Below are 23,326 nucleotides of genomic sequence, written 5' to 3'. Positions count from 1 at the left end.
AACCGACCGCCCCGCACCTGGGTCCTGTCCGGCCGGCCGTCGGGCCGGTGCCGGCGCTCAGGCCGGCGCGGGGTCCTGCCTGAGCCGGAACCAGTAGAAGCCGTGGCCCGCCAGGGTCAGCAGATAGGGCCAGTCGCCGATCGCGGGGAAGCGCACCCCGCCGATCAGCTCCACCGGGTGCCGCCCGCTGAACGCGCGCAGATCCAGCTCCGTGGGCTGCGCGAAGCGGGAGAAGTTGTGCACGCAGAGCACCAGGTCGTCGCCGTTGCCGTCCTGCGACGGCGCCTCGCGCAGGAACGCGAGCACCGCCGGGTTCGTCGACGGCAGTTCCGTGTACGAGCCGAGCCCGAAGGCCGGGTTCTGCTTACGGATCTCGATCATGCGCCGCGTCCAGTGCAGCAGCGACGACGGCGACGCCATCGCGGCCTCGACGTTCGTCACCTGGTACCCGTAGACCGGGTCCATGATCGTCGGGAGGTAGAGCCGGCCGGGGTCGCAGGACGAGAAGCCCGCGTTGCGGTCCGGGGTCCACTGCATCGGGGTCCGTACCGCGTCGCGGTCGCCGAGCCAGATGTTGTCTCCCATCCCGATCTCGTCCCCGTAGTAGAGGATCGGGGAGCCGGGCAGCGACAGCAGCAGAGCGGTGAACAGCTCGATCTGGTTGCGGTCGTTGTCCAGCAGCGAGGCGAGGCGGCGCCGGATGCCGATGTTGGCGCGCATCCGCGGGTCCTTGGCGTACTCCGCGTACATGTAGTCGCGCTCTTCGTCCGTGACCATTTCGAGCGTCAGCTCGTCGTGGTTGCGCAGGAAGATGCCCCACTGGCAACCGGTCGGGATCGCCGGGGTCTTGGACAGGATCTCCGAGACCGGATAGCGGGACTCGCGCCGTACGGCCATGAAGATGCGCGGCATCACCGGGAAGTGGAACGCCATGTGGCACTCGTCGCCGCCCTTGGCGTAGTCGCCGAAGTAGTCGACGACGTCCTCCGGCCACTGGTTGGCCTCGGCGAGCAGCACGGTGTCCGGGTAGTGCGTGTCGCAGATCTCGCGGACCTCGCGCAGCAGCGCGTGGGTGGCGGGCAGGTTCTCGCAGTCGGTGCCCTCCTCCTGGTAGAGGTACGGCACGGCGTCGAGGCGGAAGCCGTCGATGCCCAGGTCCAGCCAGAAGCGCAGCGCCGAGATGATCTCCTCGCGCACGGCCGGGTTCTCGTAGTTGAGGTCCGGCTGGTGGGAGAAGAAGCGGTGCCAGTAGTACTGCTTGCGGACCGGGTCGAAGGTCCAGTTGGACGTCTCGGTGTCGACGAAGATGATCCGCGCTTCCGGGAACTGCTTGTCGTCGTCGGCCCAGACGTAGTAGTCGCCGTACGGGCCGTCGGGGTCCTTGCGCGATTCCTGGAACCAGTTGTGCTGGTCGCTGGTGTGATTCATGACGAAGTCGATGATCACGCGCATGCCGCGCTGGTGGGCGGCGTCGACGAACTCCACGAAGTCGGCGAGGTCGCCGAACTCGGGCAGGACGGCGGTGTAGTCGGAGACGTCGTAACCGCCGTCTCTCAGTGGGGACTTGAAGAACGGCGGCAGCCAGAGACAGTCGACACCGAGCCACTGGAGATAGTCCAGTTTGGCGGTGATGCCCTTGAGGTCTCCGACGCCGTCGCCGTTGCTGTCCTGGAACGAGCGCACCAGGACTTCGTAGAAGACGGCTCGTTTGAACCAGTCGGGGTCACGGTCCTTCGTGGGGGTGTCCTCGAACGTGTCGTGGACGGGCTCATTGATGATCATGATGTGGGTGACCCTCCGATCGGCGGGGACGGTCGCAGAACGACGATGTGCGCGGGTGTCACACCCGGCTCCAGGCGCACGTAGTTGGCCCTGCCCCAGTGGTAGATCTCTCCGGTGAGCTCGTCGCGCACCGGGGCGGTCTCGTGCCAGTCGAGGCCGAGCCGCGGCATGTCCAACGAGACCGTTGCCTCCTGGGTGTGGTGCGGATCGAGGTTCACGACGATCAGTACGGTGTCGGAGCCCGAGCCCGAGCCCGAGCCCGAGCCCGACCGCTTGCTGTACGCGATGACCGCGTCGTTGTCGGTGTGGTGGAAGTGGATGTCGCGCAGCTGCCGCAGCGCGGGGTGCCGGCGTCTGATCCGGTTGAGCGCGGTGATGAGCGGGGCGATGGTGCGTCCCTCTCGCTCCGCCGATTCCCAGTTCCGGGGGCGCAGCTCGTACTTCTCCGAATGCAGGTACTCCTCGCTCCCGGGCCTGACCGGGGCGTTCTCCATGAGTTCATACCCTGCGTAGACGCCCCAGGACGGCACCATCGTCGCGGCGAGCACCGCGCGTACCTCGAATGCCGGACGGCCGCCCTCCTGAAGGTAGGCGTGCAGGATGTCGGGCGTATTGACGAAGAAATTCGGGCGCATGTACGACGCGGACTCGCCCGACAGCTCGGTGAGGTAGTCGGTCAGCTCCTGCTTGGTGGTGCGCCAGGTGAAGTACGTGTACGACTGCTGGAACCCGATCGCGCCCAGGGTGTGCATCATCGCGGGCCGGGTGAACGCCTCGGCCAGGAAGATCACATCGGGGTCGGTCGCGTTGATGCCAGCGATCACCCGCTCCCAGAAGACCACCGGCTTGGTGTGCGGGTTGTCGACGCGGAAGATCCGCACGCCGTGGCCCATCCAGTACCGCAGCACCCGCTCGGTCTCCGCGACCAGGCCGTCCATGTCGCGGTCGAAGGCGATCGGGTAGATGTCCTGGTACTTCTTGGGCGGGTTCTCGGCGTACGCGATCGTGCCGTCCGCGCGGTGGTGGAACCACTCCGGGTGCTCCTTCACCCAGGGGTGGTCGGGCGAGCACTGGAGGGCGAAGTCCAGCGCGATCTCCATGCGCAGCGACGCGGCCTTCGCCACGAAGGCGTCGAAGTCCTCGATCGTGCCCAGGTCGGGGTGGATCGCGTCGTGGCCGCCGTCCGCCGAGCCGATGGCCCACGGGACGCCGACATCGTCCGGGCCGGGGGAGAGCGTGTTGTCCGGGCCCTTGCGGTGCGCGGTCCCGATGGGGTGGATCGGTGGCAGATAGACGACGTCGAAGCCCATCGCGGCGACGGCCGGCAGCCGTTCGGCGGCGGTCCTGAACGTGCCGCTGACCGGCGGCTCGCCGGGGGTGACGACCGCACCCTCGGAGCGCGGGAACAGCTCGTACCAGGAGCCGTACAGCGCCCGTTCGCGCTCCACCAGCAGCTTGACCGGCTTCGACGCCGTGACCAGCTCGCGCAGCGGGTGGCGCGACAGGGCCTCGTCGGCCTCCGGGGTGAGGGCGGCGGCGAGCCGGGCGGGGGCGGGGCGGCGCTCGTCGCGCAGGGCGTCCACGGCGGCCAGGACCGCCTCGCGGCCTTCGCGCTTGGGGACGCCGGCCGCCGCTCTCTCGTAGAGCGCGGCGCCCTCGGCCAGCACGAGCGCGGTGTCGATTCCGGCCGGGATCTTGATCTGGGCGGCGTGGCGCCAGGTGGCGAGCGGATCGCTCCACGCCTCCACCTTGTAGGTCCAGTTGCCTTCGGACGTCGGTGTGACGTCGGCGCCCCAGCGGTCGGTGCCGGGGGCCAGTTCGCGCATGGGGGTCCAGGGGCCCGGCCGGCCGTTCGGGCCCCGCAGGACGACATTGGCGCCGATGGCGTCGTGGCCCTCACGGAAGACGGTCGCGGTGACCTGGAACGTCTCTCCGCTCACCGCCTTGGCGGGGCGTTTGCCGCAGTTGAGATGAGGGCGTACGTCCAGGACGGGAATGCGACCGATCATGAGATCACCTGAGGGCTGAGCGGGCGTGGCAGGCATGGCAGGTCGAACAGATGGAAGCTTCTGGGTGCTCTGTCAGCGTGTGACACGTTTCGTGTTATTTGTAGCTGATCTGTCGGTGACTGGCGGGCTGCGTGCATGGCCGCTCCTGTCCGCGTTCACTCCAACAGCGGTGGAATCGGGTGAAACGGGCGTGCTTGCCGTACGTACCGGATGAGCCTTCCCACGATGTTCGGGTCCACAATCCGCCGCTCCGTTAAGACCTGGGCAACTCTGGGAGCGTGGCCGTGATCGGCCGTGATCGGCCGGACCCGGGGCACGTGAACGCCCCGTCCCCGCGGGCCGCACGGGCGGCTTCCGCGAGAACGGGGCGGGATCAGGGGGCTTCCGTGGGGCGGGGGACGAGGGTGGTGAGGGGTGCGGCGGGCGGGGTGCGGCGAGGGGCTGCCCGGGGGAGTGGCCGGAGGTGTCAGCTCGCCTCTGTCGACCAGACCTGCCACGGCTGGCGCGTCACCCACTCGTCCACCGGCGCCGGCTTCACCGCGAGCGCGTCCGCCGCCCGTCCGCCGTCGCCCGCCATCAGCAGCGGATCGGTGCCCGTCGCCATGTAGTGGTAGATGCCCGCGACCCCGGCCGCCGCGTCGGCTCCGGCGACCTGCGACAGCGCCTGCTCGAACACCGCCGGGGGCAGCGGCACATACCGCACCTCGCGGCCCAGCCCGGTGCCGAACGCCGAAGCCAGCTCGTCGCCGGTCAGCGACTCGCTCCCGCCGATGTCGAAGGTCTCACCCACCACACCGTCCGCGGTGAGCGCCGCGAGGACCGCCTCCGCGAGGTCCCGGTGCGAGATCCAGGCGGCGGAGGTGGCGCCGGGCAGCGGGTAGGCCAGCGCGCCCTCGGCGACCAGCGCCGGGCCGTTCCACGGGCTGAACAGGTTGTCCAGATAGACCGGTGGCCTCAGCACCACCAACGGCACGCCGCTCGACCGCAGTTCCTCCTCGGCGATCCGGCGCGTCTCGAAGGCGGCGACATCCGTCGGCCGCGCCGGGATGCGTGTGTTGGCGTTGTAGACGATGCGCCGGATGCCGGCTTCGCGTGCCGCGTCGGCGACGTTACGGGCGTACCGCCGTACCTGCTCCGTCCCGTACACCAGCGGCATCACCACACAGGCGTGCGTCGCGCCCTCCATCAGGCGCCGCACGGCGGCGGGATCGGCCAGGTCGCCGCCCACGAACGAGGTGCCGGGCAGCGGCGGCCGGTCCGCCTCGGCGGCGCGGGTGAGCGTACGGACCCGCTGTCCGCGCTCGGCCAGCAGACGGGCCACGGCACCGCCCTGGAAGCCGGTCGCCCCCACGACGGCGACGCGCATCGGAATCTGATCGGACATGTGTCTGAAGGCCCTTCGGTAGGCTGTGTCTGCTGTCGATGACGGCTCTTTCACAAGGCTGGCGGCGTCGGCTTCGGCCGATCAATTAACAAACCGGGGCGGGGGTTGAAGGATCGTCCATGGAACCGATGGAGCCCATCAAGACCGAAGGTGACGATCTCCTGAGCGAGTTGCTCAAGCCGCTCAGGCTCACGGGGGTCTTCGACAGTCGTTGGCACGTCAGCGCGCCGTGGGCCATCGAGGGCGACGCCGAGCAGAGCTGCGCGATCCTGCACTACATCGTCGAGGGCGGCTGCTGGATCAGTGGCGAGGGCCAGACACCGGTGGAGCTCCGCGAGGGCGATCTCGCGGTCTTCCCCACCGGCACGGCGCACCGCATAGCCGACCGGCCGGACCGGAACAGCGGCCTGCGGCTCGGCGCCGTACTGCCCGAGCGGCTGCCGGGCACGTCGGGCGAGCTGAAGATCGAGGGCGGCGGGCCGGAGAGCCGGCTGCTCTGCGCCGGACTGCACTACGACGCGAGCGCCGCCACCGGCCTGTACACGGCGCTGCCGTGGGCGCTGGTCCTCGACCGCACCCAGGTGGACAACGAACCGCTGCTCCGCGACACGCTGCGGCTGCTCGCGTCGCCGACCCGCCCCGTCGGCCCCGGCGACCGCCTCATCACGCTGCGCGCCTTCGAGATGGCGCTGGTCCTGGCGCTGCGGCCGCTGCTGCGCGAGATCGCGGACAATCCGGCCTCGCTGCCGGTCCTGAGCCATCCGGGGATCAGCAGGGCGATGGTGATCATCGCGACGCGGTTCGCCGAGCCGTGGACGATCGAGTCGCTGGCGCGTGAGGTCGGCATGTCCCGGTCGGCCTTCACCGCGGCCTTCCGCGAACTGGTCGGGGAGGCCCCGGCCCGGCATCTGACGGGTCGTCGGATGCAGGAGGCGGCAAGGCTGTTGGGGGAGACGTCGCTGCCGCAGTCGGCGGTGCCGCAGCGGGTGGGCTACCGCAGCGCGGTCGGTTTCCATCTTGCGTTTCGCAAGTGGTTCGAGAAGACGCCGGGCGAGTACCGCAGTGGTGCGGTGCGCGCCGCCTGAGGCGCGCCGAGGTCGCGGTCTGGCCGGTTATTAAGGACCGCTGGACGGTCGTTCATTGCTGACGGCGCTTGCGCCAGGAAAGGCTCTCAAGGAGTGGGGGCAGCGTTCCTTCCGTGCTCGGTGTGCTCGGTGTGCCGGGTGCGTCATGTGTGCCGCACGATTCGTTTTGATCCGTTTGAGGAGAAGTTGTGACCAGATCGGGTCAGGAGTATCTGGAGTCGTTGCGCGACGGCCGGTCGATATGGCTGGACGGCGAGCGGGTCGAGGACATCACACTCCATCCGGCGTTCCGCAACACCGCGGGATCCATCGCCCGCCTCTACGACCTCGCGCACGACTCCGCGCACACGCCGGTGCTCACCCGGGACGGCGCGCACCGCGCGTTCGCGGTGCCGCGCTCCTACGAGGACCTGGTCGCGCGCCGGCGCGCGTACAAGGTGTGGGCCGAGGCGAGCTTCGGCTTCCTGGGGCGTACGCCGGACTACATGGCGGGCGGCGCGGCCGGCTTCGCCGCGGCGCCGGGCGTCTTCACCTCCGACGGCTTCGACGGCGCGCCGAACGCGCTCGCGTACCACCGGCGGCTCGCCGACGGCGACCTGTATCCGACCTTCACCATCACCAACCCGCAGGGCGCGCGCACCCCGTTCGACGCGGCGGGCGGCACGGCGCAGGACGATCCGGTGGTGCGGGTGGTAGCCGAGAAGGACGGCGGGATCGTCGTACGCGGCGCGAAGATGATCGGCACGGCGGCGGTCTTCGGCAACGAGGTCATCGTCGGGACGATCGAACCGCTCGCGCCCCGCGACGTGGAGCGCGCGGTCTGCTTCTCGATTCCCGTGGACACACCGGGCCTCAGCTTCATCTCGCGCGTCTCGTACGAGGGCCGGGCGCGCAGCGTCTTCGACAACCCGCTGTCGTCCCGGTTCGACGAGAACGACGCGCTGCTCGTCTGCGACGACGTCTTCGTCCCGTGGGAGTCCGTGCTCACCTACCGCAACGTCGACGCGAGCTTCGGGATGTGGTGGCGGACCCCGGCGTACGCCAACTTCGTGCACCAGGCCGCGACCCGCTTCTGGACCAAGCTCGAATTCCTGGCCGGGATAGCGATCCTGCTGACGAAGTCGAACGGGACGTACCAACTGCCGCCCGTCACCCAGGCCATCGGCCGGCTGCTGGGCAAGGTCGCCCAGGCCAAGGCGTTCGTGCTGGCCGCCGAGGCGAGTTACGAAGAGGTCGACGGCGGGCACGGCGCGGTGATGCCGGGCAAGGACATCTCCCTCGCGCAGCGCATCATGGCGGGCGAGCTGTATCCGCAGGCCGTACAGGAGATCAGACTCCTCGCGGGCGGCGGGGTCATCCAACTGCCCGCGTCGGGCGAGGACTTGCTCCACCCAGAGCTGGGACCGGCGGTGCGGCGGTACATGGCCGCGCCGGGGCACTCGGCCGAGGAGCGGATCAAACTGCTGAAACTGGCCTGGGACGCGCTGGGTTCGGAGTTCGCCTCCCGCCACGAGCAGTACGAACGCTTCTACCACGGCGCGCCGCACGTCTATCTGACGCAGCAGGTATGGGAGGGCGACACGGCGTCCTGCGAGCGGCTGGCCCAGGCATGTCTCGACGGCTACGCGCTCGGCGGTGAGCCCGAGGGGACGGATTCCCCGTGAGCGGCACCGGTAACGGCGACGGCACGCGCGGGAACGGGCGGGAGGACGCCGCCGAGCCGGCGCCCGGCCGCGCCGTGGGTCCGCACGGCAGCCGCGTGGGTCCGCACGGCCCGGCCGGCCCACCATCTCCCGGCGCCCTGGGGTCTCCCGCCCCCGGCCCCGCGGCGCCGGGACCCGACACGCGGAGGCCGCAGGCGCCGCAGGGGCCGCAGGCGCCGCGAGGGAAGGGCGGGGGGCGAGCGGCGCGTTCGGCGCGCAGCGCCAAGGCCGCACTCGCGTTACTCGCGTCCACTCAGTTGCTGCTCATCATGGACACCGCGATTATCAACGTCGCCCTGCCGTCCGTCGGGGCCGACCTCGGATCCGGGTCCGCCGGACTGTCCTGGGTCGCCAACGCGTTCCTGATCACCTTCGGCGGGCTGCTGCTCCTCGGCGGGCGCGCCGCCGATCTGCTCGGGCACCGCCGGGTGTTCCTCGGCGGGCTCGGGGTCCTCGGCGTCGCCTCCGCCGCCGGCGGGGCCGCCGGGTCCGTGGAAGTGCTCATCGCGGCGCGTGCCGCACAAGGCGTCGGTGCCGCGTTCGCCGCGGCCGCCGCGTTCGCCCTGCTGCTCAACCTGTTCCCCGACGGACCCGACCGCCACAAGGCCCTCGGCGCCTTCGCCGCGATGGGCGGACTCGGCGGCGTACTGGGCACCGTGCTCGGCGGCGTACTCACCGACCTCCTCGGCTGGCGCTCCACCTTCTGGCTGAACGTCCTCGGCGCGCTCGTCCTCGCCGTCCTCGCGCTGCGCCTCCTCGACGGCAACACCCGCAGCGCCGAACGTGGCTTCGACCTCGGCGGCGCCCTCACCGCGACCGCCGGCCTCGGGCTGATCGCGTACGGCCTCGTCGGCGCCGGTGAGGCCGGCTGGACCAGCGCGCGGACGCTGGGCGCGTTCGCCGCCGGGCTCGTACTCCTGGCGGCGTTCGCCGTCCTGGAGAAACGAATCGCCCATCCGCTCGTGCCGCCCGCCGTGCTCCGCCGTCCCACCCTGCGGCTCGCCAACTGCCTCAGCGCACTGGCCCAGATGGCGCTCTTCCCGATGTTCTTCCTCGTCAGTCTCTACCTCCAGAGCGTCCTCGGCCAGAGTCCCCTCTACGGCGGGCTCGGCCTGCTGCCGCTCTCCCTCGCCGTCGTCGTCACCGCCCCGCAGACCGGCCGCCTCATCCACCGTGTCGGGCTGCGCGCCACGATGACGCTCGGCTTCACGCTGCTCTTCGTCGGCATGCTCACCCTGGCCCTCGCGCTCGCCGCCGAGGGCACCTTCTTCTCCACCGTCCTCGCGCCCAGCCTCCTGCTGGGTGTCGCACTGCCGCTGGTCATGGTCACCACCAACGTCGCCGCGACCGCCGACGCGGCGCCGGGCGAGACCGGGCTGGCGTCCGGACTCATCAACACCAGCCAGCAGTTCGGCTCCGTACTCGGCCTCGCCGTACTCGTCGCCGTCGCCACCGCCCGTACCGACGCGCTCGGCGCGACCGGCGCCGCCGACGAGACCGCCGGTTTCAAGGCCGCCCTCCTCGTCGGCGCCGTCTTCGCCGCCTGCGCCGCGCTGCTCTCCATCCGGCTGCGGCTCCCCGCGCCGGCGTCCGCGCCCCCGCCCCAGGACCGGGTCGGTGGCGCCCTGGAGTAGACGCAGGAGGAGCGAGTGCGCAGGCGGGGCGGGGCCCGGTCGACGGTCCTGGTCGTGTCTTCGAAGTAGCGCCGTCCGCCCGTGGGGCGGGACTTCGACGACATGGCCAAGGGGGGATCGCCGCGACGGGGCACAGGGGCCGCCGGCCGGTCGGGGCGCGTGATCGAGCGCGACCGCGGCCGCGACGGCGGGACACCGCCCGTCCCGTGTCCCACCACCCACCCGACCCACGCCCGAGGGGGGCACTTCCATGACGTTGTACGACCTTGTCGCGCCCGCGATCGAGGCGCGCCGCGAACCGCGCTACCGCATAGCCGGCATACGCGCAGCCGATCCGCTGGGCGCCGACGCGACAATCGCCGCCGTCCCCGCGATGAACCGGGACGCCGCCGTCCCCGCACTCACCGCCGCCCTGCGCACGCTCGTACCCGATCCCGACCGCACAGCCACGCTGGGCGTGGTCGACGCGCTCGCCGCCGTACGCGACATCGGGCTGCTCCTCGGCTCGCTCAAACGGCACGGCGTGGAACCGGTCGCCGCCGTCCCCGAGGCCCTGCCCGTCCTCCAGGAACTGGGCCGCCGCACCGACATGGTGCCGCGCGACACCGTGCACCACTACACGACGTGGAACCCGCTCGGCGACCGCCAGCGCATGTACACCGGCGAGAAGATGGAGGGGCACCTCCAGGACGCGGTACGGATGGTCTTCCCCGCGCTCGTCGCCTCGCTCGGCAGCTGCTCGGAGCTGGCCGGGCTGGAACCGTACGACCCCCGGTTCGCCGACGCGCTCGACCGTACGGGGCGGCACGTCCAGGCCATGGTGGACTCCATCGACTTCACCGTCGCGCAGGTCACGCCGGACTTCTTCGCCCGCGGGCTGCGCCCGTACTTCGAGGAGGTCGACATCGCCGGCCACGACTATCTCGGCCCGGCGGCGGCGCAGGTGCCGCTGTGGCTGGTCGATCTGACGCTGTGGCAGTGCGACCGGAGCAGTCCGGAGTACGACGCGTTCCTCGACGAGTCGGTGCGCTACAGCCTGCCGTCGTGGCGGGCCTTCCACGCGGCGCACCGGGGCTCGACGTCCGCCGTGAGCAAGCTGTCCGCGGCGATCAGCTGGGAGTCGACGCCGCGGCTGCCGCCGGCGCTGGCCGCGTCGGCGCTTTCGCTGGCGCGGGTGCTGCGGATACTGAAGACGTTCCGGGCCAGACACATCGGCATCGCGCGCAAGGCGTACAGCGACGAACTGCGGCTGTACGACGCGGGCAGCGGGGGTGCGCCGATCGCGCTGCTGCGGTCGGTGCTCGATCTGACGCGGGACAACGAGACGTTGGTGCGGCACGCGAACGTACGCATGCACGCGCCGGCGACGGCGTCCACGGTCACATCGGCACCCGAGCCGGCGACGGCGACGGCGTCCGGGTCCGCGTCCGGGGCCGTGTCCGCCACATCACCGCTTCGTGAAAAGAGATTCACGGCATGACTCACATCATGATCGCGGGCGGCGGCATCGCCGGCCTCACCGCGGCTCTCTCCCTGCACGCCGCCGGTTTCGACCGGATCACCGTCGTCGAGGCCGCACGGGAGATCCAGCCGCTGGGCGCCGGACTGAACATCATGCCCAACGCGGTACGCGAACTCGACGCGCTCGGCCTGCTCAGCCGGCTCGACGAGTGCTCCGTACGCACCGGTGAACTGCGCTACTACCACCGCGGCGGCGGCCTGATCTCCCGCGAGCCGCGCGGCCTGGCGGCGGGCTACCGGTGGCCCCAACTGTCCATCCACCGAGGCGATCTGCAACGGGTGCTCGCCGACGCGGTACGGGACAGGCTCGGTGGCGACGCGATCGTCGCCGGGGTCCGGGTCAGCGGCCTTCAGACGTCGCGGGACGGCCGGGCGCGCGTCCTGCTCGCGCACCGCGACGGGCGCCGGGGCGGCGGGGGTGGTGCCTCCCTGGAGCCCGACGTACTGATCGGCGCCGACGGCGTCCGCTCGGCGGTCCGCGCCGCGCTGAACCCCGGCGAGGGCGAGCCGCCGTGGAACGGCATGCTCGTCTGGCGCGGTGTCTCGCGCGTCCCCGCGCACCGTGCGGGCACGTTCATGTTCATCGCGGGCGACGACCGGCACAAGGCCGTGGTCTACCCGATGACGCACCCGACCGGCCCCGAGCGGCACGTCCTGGTCAACTGGGCGCTGGCGATGCCCGCGACGGAGATCGCCGACGCCGGGCGCGGCGACTGGAACCGGCCGGTCCCGGTCGCGAAGTTCGCGCACCACTACGCGGGCTGGGAGTTCGACGGCGTCAGCGTCCCCGAGGTGCTGGCCGCCGCCGAGCGCGCCTTCGAGTACCCGATGGTCGACCGCGAACCGCTGGCGCGCTGGACCCACGGCCGTACGACCCTGATCGGCGACGCCGCCCACGCGATGTACCCGATCGGTTCGAACGGCGCGACACAGTCGATCGTCGACGCCCGTGCGCTGGCGCACGCGCTGGCGACGCACCCCGACCGGTCCGAGGCCCTGACGGCGTACGAGACGCGGCGCCGCCCGGCCATGACACAGCTGCAACGGGCCAACCGGGAACAGGGCCCCGAGGTCGTCATCAACCTGGCCCACGCGCGTGCCCCCGGCGGCTTCACCGACATCGGCGACGTGATCCCGCCGTCCGAACTGGCGGAGATAGCGGCGCGGTACGCGGCGACGGGTGCGTTCGACCCGGAATCGGTGAACACGGGCTCCCCGTACGAGACCACGCTGGGCGCGCGGTCTTGAGAGCGCGGGGCGGTGGTCCCACCGGGTCCCACCGCCCCCGCCGTCGAGCGGCCTCATCCGGCTGGCCCCGGCGTGACGCGGGGGTCACCGGGTGAGGGTCGGTCTTTCGCTGTCCGAGCGGCCGTGGGTGGGCAGCAGGGCGTGGGCAGCAGTGCGCGGGCCTTGGCCATCAGTTCGGGGTCGGTGAGGGTGAGGCGACCGGCGTGCAGGCGGTCGTGCCCGTAGACCGTCTTGAAGAGGTCGGTGGTGCTGTCGCGCTCCAACGACCATTGCGCGTGGTCCAGTTCGAGGGTGCCCGGCTTGCGGATCACGCGCCCGCTCCAGCCCACGCACATCAGCCAGCACGCCTCGGCGAATCCCGGTCCGCCGGCGGATCCGTAGACCCGCGTCGGCCGGTGCCGTGCGGCGATGTCCATGAGGGGCATGTCCGGGATGTCGGCGATGGGGATGTAGCCGATGACGGCGGTTTCTCCGAAGGCGCCCAGGGTGGTGTAGGTGAGGATGCCGTACCGATCCGGCCAGGTGTGGAGCAGTGGGAGCACGGTGACTCTTCCGGTGCCGGTCACGGGTGGTGCCATGTCCTTCCCTTCGCGACGGATGGGCCCGCCCTGGTGGGTCAGCGACTTGTGAAGCTGTCGTTGTCGCCGCAGCCGGCGGCGGGGTTGGAGCCGCTGCCGTCGCCGTCCTCGATGTCGGTGTTGTCCTCGTCGCCCTGGGCGATCGCCCAGCGCTGTACGGTCGTGGTCATGTGCCGTTCCCTTCCGGGGGTGGTGCGTGGACCCGTCCCGGCCGGGGTTTCTTGGTCGGAGTCACGGCCGGGGCGGGGGTCATTGGGGTTGCGTGTAGCGGCGGACCGGGTTCTCGTGGGCACTGCGGTGCAGCGCGAGCAGACGTTCGACACACGAGCGACAGGCATGAAGTGGCGTCTCGCCCTCCGGTCCGGTGATCTCGCCGATACGGGTGACCTGGAGCCCCGCGCGGTCGCAGCGGAAGCAATCGCCCAGCTCGTACACGACTGCTGGCGGGGTCACCGCCGCTCGTCCGCGTGGCGGGGCCAGGCGGCGCCGTTGACGCCGACGTAGGCGTTGGCGTGGTCGCCCGAGTGGTGCGGGTCCAGGCGGGTGCAGCGGATTGCCGTCTTCGGCTTGAGTGCCCAGCACAGGGGCTTGAGGCCGAGCGGCGTGGCCCCGGATCCCAGCGTCGTCATCGTCGACTTTCCCTCTCGGCGCGCACCAGCGCGGCGGCGGTCGGGCAGTACCCGCCGTCGGTACGCACGCGGCACGGGGTGCGGTGGTCCGCGTGGTCCATGACCGCTTGAAGCGCCGCCGCGTCCGGTGCCGGCGAGTGGGGCAGGTCTTCGGGGCGGATGGGGTCGCCCCGGAACAGCAGCGTCACGCCGTGCGCGACGCAGTACGCGCCCACGTCATCCTCTTCGGGGAACTCGTGCTCGCCCTTGACGCACATCATCTGGCCCCCTCCGCTCGCGCTACGACGGGCGCGGCCACGATGGCCTGGAAGGTTGTGGGGGCAAATCTGTTTGTCCAGATCGAGACTGGCACCGGCCGCACGGTGACGCACGGCCGCGATGCGATGCATGGCCGTGCCGCCGACCAGCGCGAGGCGGCTCACCTCGGCATCGCCACCGGCGATCCGATTCTCGCCGGAGCGCACGAGTGGAGCGACGCCGACGGCGTGATCGTCTACGGCGAATGGTGCCTGCCGCAGCGCCTGACCATCGGGTACGAGTACAAGATCTGACACGCCTGGCCCGTATCGGGCCGGGACGTGTACGGCGTCCCAGACGTTCCCGGCCGCCACGAGTTCGGTCGTCGCGATGGGCGGTGTCCAGGGCGTCACGGTCTTCACCTGGTCAGCGCCAGGCGCTCCACATGGGTGCACAGCGCCACGACGGAGCGTGCCAGGCACTCGGCGTACCGCACAGGGCCGAGCGAGCCGGGGCCGGCCGACAGCCTGCGCCGGGCCTCGCCGAGACCTGCCTTGGCGCGGGGATCGTCAGGGTCGCCCAGCTCGGAGATCAGCAGGTTCAGGTGACCGCGGAGTTGAAGCGTGAGCCGGTCCAGGGCGGCCAGGTCCGGGGGCACCACGCTGCCGTCAAGTAAGCCGCCCGCGTTGCAGAGCATGGTCTCGATGTCGATCGGCAGATCACTGGACAGGTCGGTGGTGGTCTGCGATGTGTTCAACATGCCGTCCCCGGTCGTAGGAATCCGTTGCTCAATCAGCGTCGACTCGCGCACGCAACTCCGGTATGACCAGCGGGGGTTACCGAGGCGGTAATACAGTCGTTGATGCTCCAGCAAGGCACACTCGCGTGCGTGGGATCGCCCTGGAAGTCGGCCCGCATGGACGCCACCACACCCGGCCCGCTCGCCCCCGAAGCCCTCGACAGAGCAGACGTACGGGCAGCACTCATCGAGCACGACTTCGCAGCCGTCTTCACCCTGATCAAAAAATGGGGCGGCATCTCCCAAAACCGGATCGCCTTGGCCTGCCAGCTCACCCCTGGCAAGGTGTCCACGATCATCAGCGGCGGCCAGCGCGTCACCAGCTTCGACGTCGTTCGCCGGATCGCCGACGAACACCCCCGCCTGCGCGGGGAGAACCGATCGAGCCCTACCGCTCACTCCCTCAGGACCGGAACACCCCCGCCTGCGCGGGGAGAACTCTGCGGCGCTGAACCACGCCATCGGTGATGTCGGAACACCCCCGCCTGCGCGGGGAGAACAGATGACGTACGGCGGGCGGCGGTCACGCTGGCGGAACACCCCCGCCTGCGCGGGGAGAACCCTCTCCTTCCTGGTCGACATCAAGACTGCAACGGAACACCCCCGCCTGCGCGGGGAGAACATCGTCGGCAACTGCGGCGTGAACAACCGATACGGAACACCCCCGCCTGCGCGGGGAGAACCCGTCCTGGCGCATCAGCCTCCCCATCGGAACCGGAACACCCCCGCCTGCGCGGGGAGAACAACAGCGCCCCTTCGCCGTGCTGGTCGCAGTACGGAACACCCCCGCCTGCGCGGGGAGAACGGGTGCCCATCAGGCGGCGCCCCTCTCTCCGTCGGAACACCCCCGCCTGCGCGGGGAGAACTCGGTACGAACCGGGCGCGGCAGTCGGAGTTCCGGAACACCCCCGCCTGCGCGGGGAGAACTCTGCCCTCAGGGGCATCTGAAGGCAGAGAATCGGAACACCCCCGCCTGCGCGGGGAGAACGTGATCGTGGCGCGGTCGCCGTGCGACCCGGCCGGAACACCCCCGCCTGCGCGGGGAGAACGCTGCGTCATGAACGCAGACTGACGCATGCAGCGGAACACCCCCGCCTGCGCGGGGAGAACTCCGCATCGAGGGTTTCGAGCTGAGCAAGGAGCGGAACACCCCCGCCTGCGCGGGGAGAACCTGACGGTGTGAGCGAGCGCGCCATCGAGGTTCGGAACACCCCCGCCTGCGCGGGGAGAACGACGTCGAGAAGGCCCTGGCCGACCTGATCAGCGGAACACCCCCGCCTGCGCGGGGAGAACGTCGTCCGCCCGTTCGGAGGGTGGGGCCAGAACGGAACACCCCCGCCTGCGCGGGGAGAACATGCCCATGCTGCAAAGATGTTGAAGATCTACCGGAACACCCCCGCCTGCGCGGGGAGAACCCAGCAGCGGACCCGACGGTTTTCATTCCCACCGGAACACCCCCGCCTGCGCGGGGAGAACCTGAGTTCACTGCATGGCCGAAGACGTCTCGCCGGAACACCCCCGCCTGCGCGGGGAGAACGAGTCATGGGGCCTGCGCTGGGGCATCGACGTCGGAACACCCCCGCCTGCGCGGGGAGAACGTGATCGTGGCGCGGTCGCCGTGCGACCCGGCCGGAACACCCCCGCCTGCGCGGGGAGAACGCTGCGTCATGAACGCAGACTGACGCATGCAGCGGAACACCCCCGCCTGCGCGGGGAGAACCCAGCAGCGGACCCGACGGTTTTCATTCCCACCGGAACACCCCCGCCTGCGCGGGGAGAACCTGAGTTCACTGCATGGCCGAAGACGTCTCGCCGGAACACCCCCGCCTGCGCGGGGAGAACGAGTCATGGGGCCTGCGCTGGGGCATCGACGTCGGAACACCCCCGCCTGCGCGGGGAGAACGGAACTCGGCATCCAGCAGGACGTCCGGACCGAGGAACACCCCCGCCTGCGCGGGGAGAACGGAATCACATACCTGAGAATCGGATCCCGATGCGGAACACCCCCGCCTGCGCGGGGAGAACACCGTCACTCTCGGAATGTTCACCATCGGATTCGGAACACCCCCGCCTGCGCGGGGAGAACCACCCGGTGTCGGCGCACAGCCTGGATGCCCTCGGAACACCCCCGCCTGCGCGGGGAGAACGTGATCGTGGCGCGGTCGCCGTGCGACCCGGCCGGAACACCCCCGCCTGCGCGGGGAGAACTCTTCGCGACCTGCGGATTTCAGGGGGCTTTGCCATCTCTTTGGAAAAGCTACCAGCAGGGGCCACAACATCAGTGTTGCAGCTCCCCGGCAGCTCAGGGCGCAGTCGCGTCATTCCCGGATGAGTCCGGTCAACGGCCGCCCCTGCCCGCACCAGCGAGGTTGGGGACATCGCCTGCGGTAGCACTCGCTGAGACGCGGGGGGACGGGGAGACGGGGAGACGGCCAGCGTTCATCCCTGCTGCACACACCCGCGTCGCTCGCGGACACGCGGTACCGGGTCAGGGCGGCCGGTGTGGCCGGTGTGGGCGGTCGATGGTCCGGGCTGAGCAGGAGTTCGAGCGGCAGCCCGACGGACCCCGGCAGGGCTGAGGTTCTTCAAGACCGGTGAGATCTCAGGCACGGCCGCGCTCTGCTTCATCGATCTTGGTCGGCCCGCCAAGGCCGTGGCTGTGGTGCGGTCCACGACCTTGAGGCGCAATGGACTTGCGGCGCGCGTGTGGCTTGAGCGGAGCCTGGCAGCGGCCGGCGAACTCGATGCGGCCCTCGCCTTCGGCGAGACTGCGCTCACCCTTCTCCACAAGGTGAGCAGCCCCGGATCAATCAGGGCTTAAGACGGCTACGGGACGACGTTTCCTGTACGAGGCGGGAACGCTCAAGCACACGCGTAGAGGAGATCGATCCGCAGGCGGTTCCCGCCAACCAGACGCAGGCATGCCCGATGAGGTCCGGCCGGGACAGTCACCGAGTGCGGGCAACGCCTCGCCGACGAGGTGCAGGGGGCAGGGCTCGCTCGACCGGCTGTGCGCGGCTCTCGGCGAGAAGCCGGCCTGACTTCCGACTTCCGACCCGACGGAGGCCGCCCCGCCCATCAGGACGGCGCACCCGGTGAGTCGACGCCAGGCGCTGCCGCCGGCCACCCGTACGGGCGACCCCGGCGCTCCCTACGCGCCGGGGTCGCGCGCCGGGCAGGCCCGGTGCGCTCGTGCGCCGTGGCTGGTGCCGGGGGTGCGGGGATACCGTCAGGGTGATGGCGGGGCGCACAGCGTGGTGCGGTCCGTCGGTCCGGATGTCCCCTGCGAAGGTGGAACGCGTGAAGGCAATCCGTCGATTCACCGTGCGTCCTGTCCTCCCCGAACCTCTGCGACCACTCAGCGGCCTCGCGCGCAATCTGCGCTGGTCCTGGCATCCCGAGACCTGTGAACTCTTCGAGGCCGTCGACCCCGACGGCTGGCGCGCCGCCGGGCGTGATCCGGTGCGGCTGCTCGGGGCCGTATCCGCCACGCGGCTGGTGGAGCTGGCCGGCGACCGGCCGTTCCTCGACCGGCTGGCCGGTGTCGCCGCCGGGCTTGACGACTATCTGCGCGGCGACCGCTGGTACCAGCAACACAGCGGCCAGGGTGCCGAGCTGCCCGCGGCCGTCGCGTACTTCTCGCCCGAGTTCGGCGTCACCGCCGCCCTGCCCCAGTACTCCGGCGGCCTCGGCATCCTCGCCGGTGACCATCTCAAGGCCGCCAGCGACCTCGGCGTACCGCTCATCGGCGTCGGGCTGCTCTACCGGCACGGCTACTTCCGCCAGTCCCTGTCGCGCGACGGCTGGCAGCAGGAGCACTATCCCGTCCTCGATCCGAACGAGCTGCCGCTCAGCCTCCTCAAGGAGGAGGACGGCAGACCCAGCCGCGTCGCGCTCACCCTGCCCGGTGGCCGGTCGCTGCGCGCGTGCGTCTGGCAGGCGCGCGTCGGGCGGGTGCCGCTGCTGCTGCTCGACTCGGACATAGAGGACAACGGGCCGTCCGAGCGCGAGGTGACCGACCGTCTCTACGGCGGCGGCAGCGAGCACCGGCTGCTCCAGGAGATGCTGCTCGGTATCGGTGGCGTCCGCGCCGTCCGCGCGTACTGCCGCCTCTCCGGCCACCCCGAGCCCGAGGTCTTCCACACGAACGAGGGCCACGCCGGCTTCCAGGGCCTGGAACGTATCCGTGAACTCAGCGACACGGGGCTCGGGTTCGACACCGCGCTGGAGGCCGTCCGGGGCGGCACCGTGTTCACCACCCACACCCCCGTGCCCGCCGGGATCGACCGGTTCGACCGCGAACTCGTCGCGCGCCACTTCGCCGAAGACGGCGAACTGCCCGGCGTCTCCACCGATCAGGTGCTGCGCCTGGGCAGGGAGACCTTCCCCGGCGGCGACCCGAACCTCTTCAACATGGCCGCCATGGGCCTGCGGCTCGCCCAGCGCGCCAACGGCGTCTCCACCCTGCACGGCGCCGTCAGCCGGCAGATGTTCGCCGGCCTCTGGCCGGGCTTCGACCCGCAGGACGTACCGATCACCTCGGTGACCAACGGCGTGCACGCCCCGACCTGGGTCGCGCCCGAGATCGCGCGGCTGGGCGACGGCGACGGTGGGGTGAGCGAGGTGCCGGACGCCGACCTCTGGGGCGTCCGGCGCACCCTGCGTGAGCGGTTGGTGTACGAGGTGCGGACGCGGCTGCGCGCCTCGTGGCACCAGCGGGGCGCGGCGGACGCCGAACTGGGCTGGATCGACGGAGTGCTCGACCCCGACGTCCTGACGATCGGCTTCGCCCGGCGCGTCCCCTCGTACAAGCGGCTCACGCTGATGCTGCGCGACCGCGACCGGCTGACGGAACTGCTGCTCCATCCCGAGCGGCCGATCCAGATCGTCGTCGCGGGCAAGGCGCACCCGGCGGACGACGGCGGCAAGCGGCTCGTGCAGGAGCTGGTGAGGTTCGCCGACGACCCGCGCGTGCGCCACCGCATCGTCTTTCTGCCCGACTACGGGATGGCGATGGCGCGGAATCTCTATCCGGGCTGCGACGTCTGGTTGAACAACCCCCTGCGCCCGCTGGAGGCGTGCGGCACGAGCGGGATGAAGGCCGCGCTCAACGGGTGTCTCAACCTGTCGGTGCTGGACGGCTGGTGGGACGAATGGTTCGAGCCGGACTTCGGCTGGGCCATCCCGACGGCCGACGGTTCGGCCGACGAGGACCGGCGCGACACGCTGGAGGCGAACGCCCTCTACGCGCTGATCGAGGACCGGGTCGCGCCCCGCTTCTACGACCGTACGGAGGCGGGAGAGGGGACGGGGACGGTCGACTCCCCGGCGCTTCCGGGGCGTTGGATCGAGATGGTCCGCCGCACCATGACCACCCTCGGCCCGAAGGTGCTCGCCGACCGCATGGTGCGTGAGTACGTGGAGCGGCTGTACACGCCCGCCGCCGACGCCCACCGCGCGCTGGACACCGCGACGGCAAGGGAGTTGGCCGACTGGAAGAACCAGGTCAGGGCCGCCTGGCCGGGCGTGGCCGTCGACCATGTGGAGGCCGTGTCGGCGACCACGGCGGGCGGCAGCGCGGAGCTGGGCTCGACCCTCGCGCTGAAGGTGCGTGTCACTCTCGGTCAACTCCGCCCGGACGATGTGGAGGTGCAGGCGGTCGCGGGCCGGGTGGGGGCCGACGACACGATCGCCGACGCGCAGATCTTCCCGCTGAAGCCGGCGGGCGGGCCCGATCAGGCGGGCCGTTGGGTGTACGAGGGTCCACTGGCCCTGGACCGTACGGGGCCGTTCGGCTACACCGTGCGGGTCATGCCCACGCATCCGATGCTGGCCGCCGCCGATCTCGGTCTGGTCGCGCTGCCGACCGAGGCGACGGGGGAGGGCGCGGGCGTGCTGATGCGCTGAGGTTGATATCCGTGGGGCCTGGCGGACATCGTCGACGCAGTTGGTTAATTCGGGCTCGTGCGTTTCGCCCCGTCGGATTTATCCGGCGGGGCGGAGTGCTGCGAAACCTGTTCGTCGCCTGGGAGTCGCTGACGCACGCGAACAACCCGGCGTGAACTGGTAGCTGGTCGTGAAGCTCTGACGATCCGTCAGGACTTCATCCAGGTGCCGGTCTCGTAGTTGTGTCGGTACAGGCCGTCGGAGCCCGACGCGCTTGTACGGAACGGCCGGCCGCCGCCGTCGATACGTGTGACGCCCGTACGGTCCCCGGCCGCCCAGCGCAGCTCCACGTACCAGTCGCAGTCACAGCCGTCGGTGCTCGCCTCGATCTTCAGCACGAGCGGTTCGCTCGACGTCACCTGATACGGAAGCCTGGGCGCCGGCAGCGGCCCCTCCTCGCTCGCACCGTCCACCGGCCGCGCGACCGGCCGCGACGCGTCCAGGTCGACGGTGAAGACGGCCGGAGTGATCGAGCCGCCGCAGCCGTTGCTCATGTCGTACGCGTTCCAGTCGAGCGGCGCCCGCCGCCCCACCACCCGGACGAACACCTCCTGGACGACGACCGGTCCCGCACCCGCCGCCGCGCGCACCGTGGCCTGCGTGATCGAGGAGTCGCCGTGCACCGCGTCGAGCGCTGTCGCCCACGGCCGCGCGTCCTGGGCGGTGGGCGGCGGCGGTACGGCGGAGGGGGCGCGGTTGATCAGATACGTATGGCCGCAGTCCAGCTGCCACTTGTGGCTGTCCGCGCTCCACACCAGCGGCTGCGTCCGGCCCGCTCCCGCCCCCGCTCCGGGCTTCGCGCCGGCCGCACCGGCGCCACCGTCACCGCCGCCCCCGGCCTCGCCGGAACCGGCGGACCCGGACGGCAACGCCTTCTTGCCGCCGGGGGCTGTTGTCGGGCTCGCCTTCGGGGACGGAGCGCCCGACCGGGCGGACGGCGCCAGGGGATCCGCCGGTCCGTCCGGGCCGGGGTCGGGGAGGCGCGGACCGCTGTTGTCGGTGCGCGCGTCGGGGCGCCCGAGGTCGGCCGCGACGACGACGGTGCCGCCGAGGACGGCGACGACGGCGATCGCGGCGCCGACGACCCGCCGACGGCGCAGCCGCGAGGCGCGGGGACGGGACAGGGGCGGGGGTGGGGTGGTGGGTGAGGTCGTGACGGCGGGCGGCGGATCCGGATCCGGATCCGGGTCCGGATCCGGATCCGGGTCCGGGTCGGGGTCCGGGTCGGGGTCCGGGTCGGGGTCGGGCTCCGGTTCGCGTACGGGATCCGGCTCACGTAACGGCTCACGTACCGGCGGCTGTTCGGCGACCGCGACCGCGACGGCAACCGCGTCCCCGTCCCCGTCTCCGTCCTCCGTACGCGCCGCGTGCGCCCGCAACCACAGGCGGTGCAGCTCCACGCGCTCGGCCGACGTCGCGCCGACCACCCGGGCCAGCCGCTCCACCGGGGCGTAATCGACGGGCAGCGCGTGCCCGTGGCAGTAGCGGTGCAGTGTCGAGGTGCCGAGGTGCAGTTGGGTGGCGAGCGATCCGTAACTGCGGTCGGTTCTCTCCTTCAGAGCGCGCAGCCGTTCCGCGAATTCGGCGGTCTCCGCCGGGATCTTCTCCGACCGGCCCATTGCACGTCCCCCTCCGGCCCGCCACGCCGTTCCGCGCTCGTTCCAGGCACTTGTCGTTCCCCCAGGCCAGCGTACGCGCCGGCGTTCCAGGCGTTCCGCACTTCAGCCGGGTTGTTGCCCGGGGACCGATCACCGCCCAACCTGAGATCACCGGCCGGGCAACCGGTGCACAGAGGACGACCAGGGGGATTCACTCATGACCACAGGTAGGAACAAGCGAAGAAGCACGCCCCGCCGGGCACTCACCTCGGTGACGACCGCCGCACTCGCCGGGGTACTCACCTCGGTGGCGACCGCCGCACTCGCCGGCGCACTCGCGCTCTCGGTGTCCGGCAGCGTCCAGGCCGTACCGAAGGCGGCCACGCCCGGCTTCCTCGTGGCGAAGGACATGCCGCAGGCCGCGGGCAACGTCTGGACCGCGGGCAAGGTGACCGCAGGCGCTCCGGAGTGGGACCCGTTCTGCCTGGAGAAAGTGCTGCCGGCCCAAGGAACCACCTGGCACCGGCAGTTCGGCACCGACCTCGACACCGGCGGCGTGCAGGTGAGCGTCCAAGCGGCGAGCGCCGCAGCGGCGAAGAAGCTCGCCGCGTCGGCCGAGGCGTCGGCGGCGGCCTGCGCCGCCGACTGGCTGCGCGCCACTCCCGGCGGCACGGCCTCGTGGGACGACTACGGCAGGATCGCCGTGGAGGAGGGCGCCCGGGTCATCGGTGTCGCCACCTCGATCCCGGACTCCGGCCCCGGCGTGCATCTGCTGGGCATCGGCCGGGACGGTGACACCGTCACGATTGTCACGTGGGGCCAGATCGGGAATCTGAGCCACGCTCCGGTCGCGGCGTTCAAGAAGACCACCACCACGGCGGTGAACAAGCTCCGTTAGGAGCTGACGCCGAGGTGGAGGGCGCGGGCGACGGGGGAAGCGGCGCATCGGGCCGGAGGATCGGTGGCAGTGAGGGAGCGGGGGAGCCGTCGCGACGTGGTCGGCGACGGTCGGTCTCGGCGCTGTCCACATTGACCACGATCCTCCGGTCCGCGAGCCGGTCGTCTGTGACACACCGCCGGTGGACGGACATCGTGACGCACCCCTTGACCGGGAGTGCACGGGGGAGAGTCCGCACCGGCCGGTTCCCGGTCCACCCCTTCGGGCGCGCCTTC

Annotated in this window: 18 protein-coding genes and 1 CRISPR repeat array; of the genes, 8 read left to right on the top strand and 10 right to left on the bottom strand. The window is 71.2% G+C overall.

The window, feature by feature from the left end; all coding sequences use genetic code 11:
* Positions 1 to 57: 57 nt before the first annotated feature.
* The 3 genes from treS to OG700_RS10360 all read right to left on the bottom strand — a co-directional run bounded on the left by treS (position 58) and on the right by OG700_RS10360 (position 5,175).
* Positions 58 to 1,782: a maltose alpha-D-glucosyltransferase gene (treS, locus tag OG700_RS10370; RefSeq protein WP_405612073.1), complete on the bottom strand. Its 1,725-nt coding sequence runs from the start codon at positions 1,780 to 1,782 to the stop codon at positions 58 to 60.
* Positions 1,779 to 3,791, bottom strand: coding sequence for an alpha-1,4-glucan--maltose-1-phosphate maltosyltransferase (locus OG700_RS10365; RefSeq protein ID WP_405612071.1), 2,013 nt, complete (start codon positions 3,789 to 3,791; stop codon positions 1,779 to 1,781). The genes treS and OG700_RS10365 overlap by 4 nt, the downstream gene beginning before the upstream one ends.
* A gap of 466 nt (positions 3,792 to 4,257) precedes the next feature.
* The gene (locus tag OG700_RS10360; protein WP_405612069.1) at positions 4,258 to 5,175 is read right to left on the bottom strand and encodes an SDR family oxidoreductase; all 918 of its coding nucleotides are present in this window, start codon (positions 5,173 to 5,175) and stop codon (positions 4,258 to 4,260) included.
* Between the two features lie 119 nt (positions 5,176 to 5,294).
* On the opposite strand from OG700_RS10360, the gene OG700_RS10355 reads away from it, so the two are divergent.
* The 5 genes from OG700_RS10355 to OG700_RS10335 all read left to right on the top strand — a co-directional run bounded on the left by OG700_RS10355 (position 5,295) and on the right by OG700_RS10335 (position 12,366).
* On the top strand, positions 5,295 to 6,260 hold the full coding sequence (locus OG700_RS10355) for an AraC family transcriptional regulator (protein WP_405612067.1): 966 nt from the start codon (positions 5,295 to 5,297) through the stop codon (positions 6,258 to 6,260).
* A 188-nt stretch (positions 6,261 to 6,448) separates the two neighbouring features.
* Positions 6,449 to 7,924, top strand: coding sequence for a 4-hydroxyphenylacetate 3-hydroxylase family protein (locus OG700_RS10350; RefSeq protein WP_405612065.1), 1,476 nt, complete (start codon positions 6,449 to 6,451; stop codon positions 7,922 to 7,924).
* Positions 7,925 to 8,220: 296 nt separating this feature from the next.
* Positions 8,221 to 9,597 (top strand): MFS transporter, encoded by a 1,377-nt coding sequence (locus OG700_RS10345; RefSeq protein WP_405621579.1) that lies wholly within the window; start codon positions 8,221 to 8,223, stop codon positions 9,595 to 9,597.
* 250 nt (positions 9,598 to 9,847) lie between these two features.
* Positions 9,848 to 11,077 carry a monodechloroaminopyrrolnitrin synthase PrnB family protein gene (locus OG700_RS10340; protein WP_405612063.1) on the top strand — a complete coding sequence of 410 codons (1,230 nt, stop codon included), beginning with the start codon at positions 9,848 to 9,850 and terminating at the stop codon, positions 11,075 to 11,077.
* On the top strand, positions 11,074 to 12,366 hold the full coding sequence (locus OG700_RS10335; protein ID WP_405612061.1) for a flavin-dependent oxidoreductase: 1,293 nt from the start codon (positions 11,074 to 11,076) through the stop codon (positions 12,364 to 12,366). Before OG700_RS10340 ends, OG700_RS10335 begins: the two co-directional genes overlap by 4 nt.
* A gap of 53 nt (positions 12,367 to 12,419) precedes the next feature.
* Here OG700_RS10335 and OG700_RS10330 read toward each other — a convergent pair whose 3' ends face one another.
* The 5 genes from OG700_RS10330 to OG700_RS10310 all read right to left on the bottom strand — a co-directional run bounded on the left by OG700_RS10330 (position 12,420) and on the right by OG700_RS10310 (position 13,833).
* Positions 12,420 to 12,944 carry a hypothetical protein gene (locus OG700_RS10330; RefSeq protein ID WP_405612059.1) on the bottom strand — a complete coding sequence of 175 codons (525 nt, stop codon included), beginning with the start codon at positions 12,942 to 12,944 and terminating at the stop codon, positions 12,420 to 12,422.
* Positions 12,945 to 12,982: 38 nt separating this feature from the next.
* Positions 12,983 to 13,114 (bottom strand): hypothetical protein, encoded by a 132-nt coding sequence (locus OG700_RS10325; RefSeq protein WP_405612057.1) that lies wholly within the window; start codon positions 13,112 to 13,114, stop codon positions 12,983 to 12,985.
* A gap of 79 nt (positions 13,115 to 13,193) precedes the next feature.
* Positions 13,194 to 13,397 carry a hypothetical protein gene (locus tag OG700_RS10320; RefSeq protein WP_405612055.1) on the bottom strand — a complete coding sequence of 68 codons (204 nt, stop codon included), beginning with the start codon at positions 13,395 to 13,397 and terminating at the stop codon, positions 13,194 to 13,196.
* Positions 13,394 to 13,573 (bottom strand): hypothetical protein, encoded by a 180-nt coding sequence (locus OG700_RS10315; RefSeq protein WP_405612053.1) that lies wholly within the window; start codon positions 13,571 to 13,573, stop codon positions 13,394 to 13,396. Before OG700_RS10315 ends, OG700_RS10320 begins: the two co-directional genes overlap by 4 nt.
* Positions 13,570 to 13,833 (bottom strand): hypothetical protein, encoded by a 264-nt coding sequence (locus OG700_RS10310; protein ID WP_405612051.1) that lies wholly within the window; start codon positions 13,831 to 13,833, stop codon positions 13,570 to 13,572. The genes OG700_RS10315 and OG700_RS10310 overlap by 4 nt, the downstream gene beginning before the upstream one ends.
* A gap of 39 nt (positions 13,834 to 13,872) precedes the next feature.
* Between OG700_RS10310 and OG700_RS10305 the strand changes: the two genes are divergently transcribed.
* Positions 13,873 to 14,124 (top strand): hypothetical protein, encoded by a 252-nt coding sequence (locus tag OG700_RS10305; protein ID WP_405612049.1) that lies wholly within the window; start codon positions 13,873 to 13,875, stop codon positions 14,122 to 14,124.
* A 104-nt stretch (positions 14,125 to 14,228) separates the two neighbouring features.
* On the opposite strand, the gene OG700_RS10300 is transcribed toward OG700_RS10305, so the two are convergent.
* On the bottom strand, positions 14,229 to 14,570 hold the full coding sequence (locus tag OG700_RS10300; protein ID WP_405612047.1) for a DUF6415 family natural product biosynthesis protein: 342 nt from the start codon (positions 14,568 to 14,570) through the stop codon (positions 14,229 to 14,231).
* Positions 14,571 to 14,958: 388 nt separating this feature from the next.
* A CRISPR array of direct repeats spans positions 14,959 to 16,817; the repeat unit is 29 nt; unit sequence CGGAACACCCCCGCCTGCGCGGGGAGAAC.
* 1,092 nt (positions 16,818 to 17,909) lie between these two features.
* Between OG700_RS10300 and glgP the strand changes: the two genes are divergently transcribed.
* Positions 17,910 to 20,516: an alpha-glucan family phosphorylase gene (glgP, locus tag OG700_RS10295; RefSeq protein WP_405612045.1), complete on the top strand. Its 2,607-nt coding sequence runs from the start codon at positions 17,910 to 17,912 to the stop codon at positions 20,514 to 20,516.
* Positions 20,517 to 20,704: 188 nt separating this feature from the next.
* On the opposite strand, the gene OG700_RS10290 is transcribed toward glgP, so the two are convergent.
* Complete coding sequence (locus OG700_RS10290; RefSeq protein WP_405612043.1) at positions 20,705 to 22,174, bottom strand: helix-turn-helix domain-containing protein; 1,470 nt, start codon at positions 22,172 to 22,174, stop codon at positions 20,705 to 20,707.
* 196 nt (positions 22,175 to 22,370) lie between these two features.
* Here OG700_RS10290 and OG700_RS10285 point away from each other — a divergent pair, with 196 nt between their 5' ends.
* The gene (locus OG700_RS10285) at positions 22,371 to 23,051 is read left to right on the top strand and encodes a hypothetical protein (protein WP_405612041.1); all 681 of its coding nucleotides are present in this window, start codon (positions 22,371 to 22,373) and stop codon (positions 23,049 to 23,051) included.
* Positions 23,052 to 23,326: the final 275 nt, after the last annotated feature.

The sequence above is a fragment of the Streptomyces sp. NBC_01508 genome, from assembly GCF_045040315.1.
Lineage (GTDB): Bacteria > Actinomycetota > Actinomycetes > Streptomycetales > Streptomycetaceae > Streptomyces.
The sequence above is the reverse complement of the archived record's forward strand: the minus strand, read 5'-3'. Positions and strand labels throughout refer to the sequence as shown.

Bases quoted from the DNA above. Each gene is read 5' to 3' on its own strand.
- treS (WP_405612073.1), bottom strand. From the start codon at position 1,782: ATGATCATCAATGAGCCCGTCCACGACACGTTCGAGGACACCCCCACG.
- OG700_RS10365 (WP_405612071.1), bottom strand. From the start codon at position 3,791: ATGATCGGTCGCATTCCCGTCCTGGACGTACGCCCTCATCTCAACTGC.
- OG700_RS10360 (WP_405612069.1), bottom strand. From the start codon at position 5,175: ATGTCCGATCAGATTCCGATGCGCGTCGCCGTCGTGGGGGCGACCGGC.
- OG700_RS10355 (WP_405612067.1), top strand. From the start codon at position 5,295: ATGGAACCGATGGAGCCCATCAAGACCGAAGGTGACGATCTCCTGAGC.
- OG700_RS10340 (WP_405612063.1), top strand. From the start codon at position 9,848: ATGACGTTGTACGACCTTGTCGCGCCCGCGATCGAGGCGCGCCGCGAA.
- OG700_RS10335 (WP_405612061.1), top strand. From the start codon at position 11,074: ATGACTCACATCATGATCGCGGGCGGCGGCATCGCCGGCCTCACCGCG.
- OG700_RS10330 (WP_405612059.1), bottom strand. From the start codon at position 12,944: ATGGCACCACCCGTGACCGGCACCGGAAGAGTCACCGTGCTCCCACTG.
- OG700_RS10325 (WP_405612057.1), bottom strand. From the start codon at position 13,114: ATGACCACGACCGTACAGCGCTGGGCGATCGCCCAGGGCGACGAGGAC.
- OG700_RS10315 (WP_405612053.1), bottom strand. From the start codon at position 13,573: ATGACGACGCTGGGATCCGGGGCCACGCCGCTCGGCCTCAAGCCCCTG.
- OG700_RS10310 (WP_405612051.1), bottom strand. From the start codon at position 13,833: ATGATGTGCGTCAAGGGCGAGCACGAGTTCCCCGAAGAGGATGACGTG.
- OG700_RS10305 (WP_405612049.1), top strand. From the start codon at position 13,873: ATGGCCTGGAAGGTTGTGGGGGCAAATCTGTTTGTCCAGATCGAGACT.
- OG700_RS10300 (WP_405612047.1), bottom strand. From the start codon at position 14,570: ATGTTGAACACATCGCAGACCACCACCGACCTGTCCAGTGATCTGCCG.
- OG700_RS10290 (WP_405612043.1), bottom strand. From the start codon at position 22,174: ATGGGCCGGTCGGAGAAGATCCCGGCGGAGACCGCCGAATTCGCGGAA.
- OG700_RS10285 (WP_405612041.1), top strand. From the start codon at position 22,371: ATGACCACAGGTAGGAACAAGCGAAGAAGCACGCCCCGCCGGGCACTC.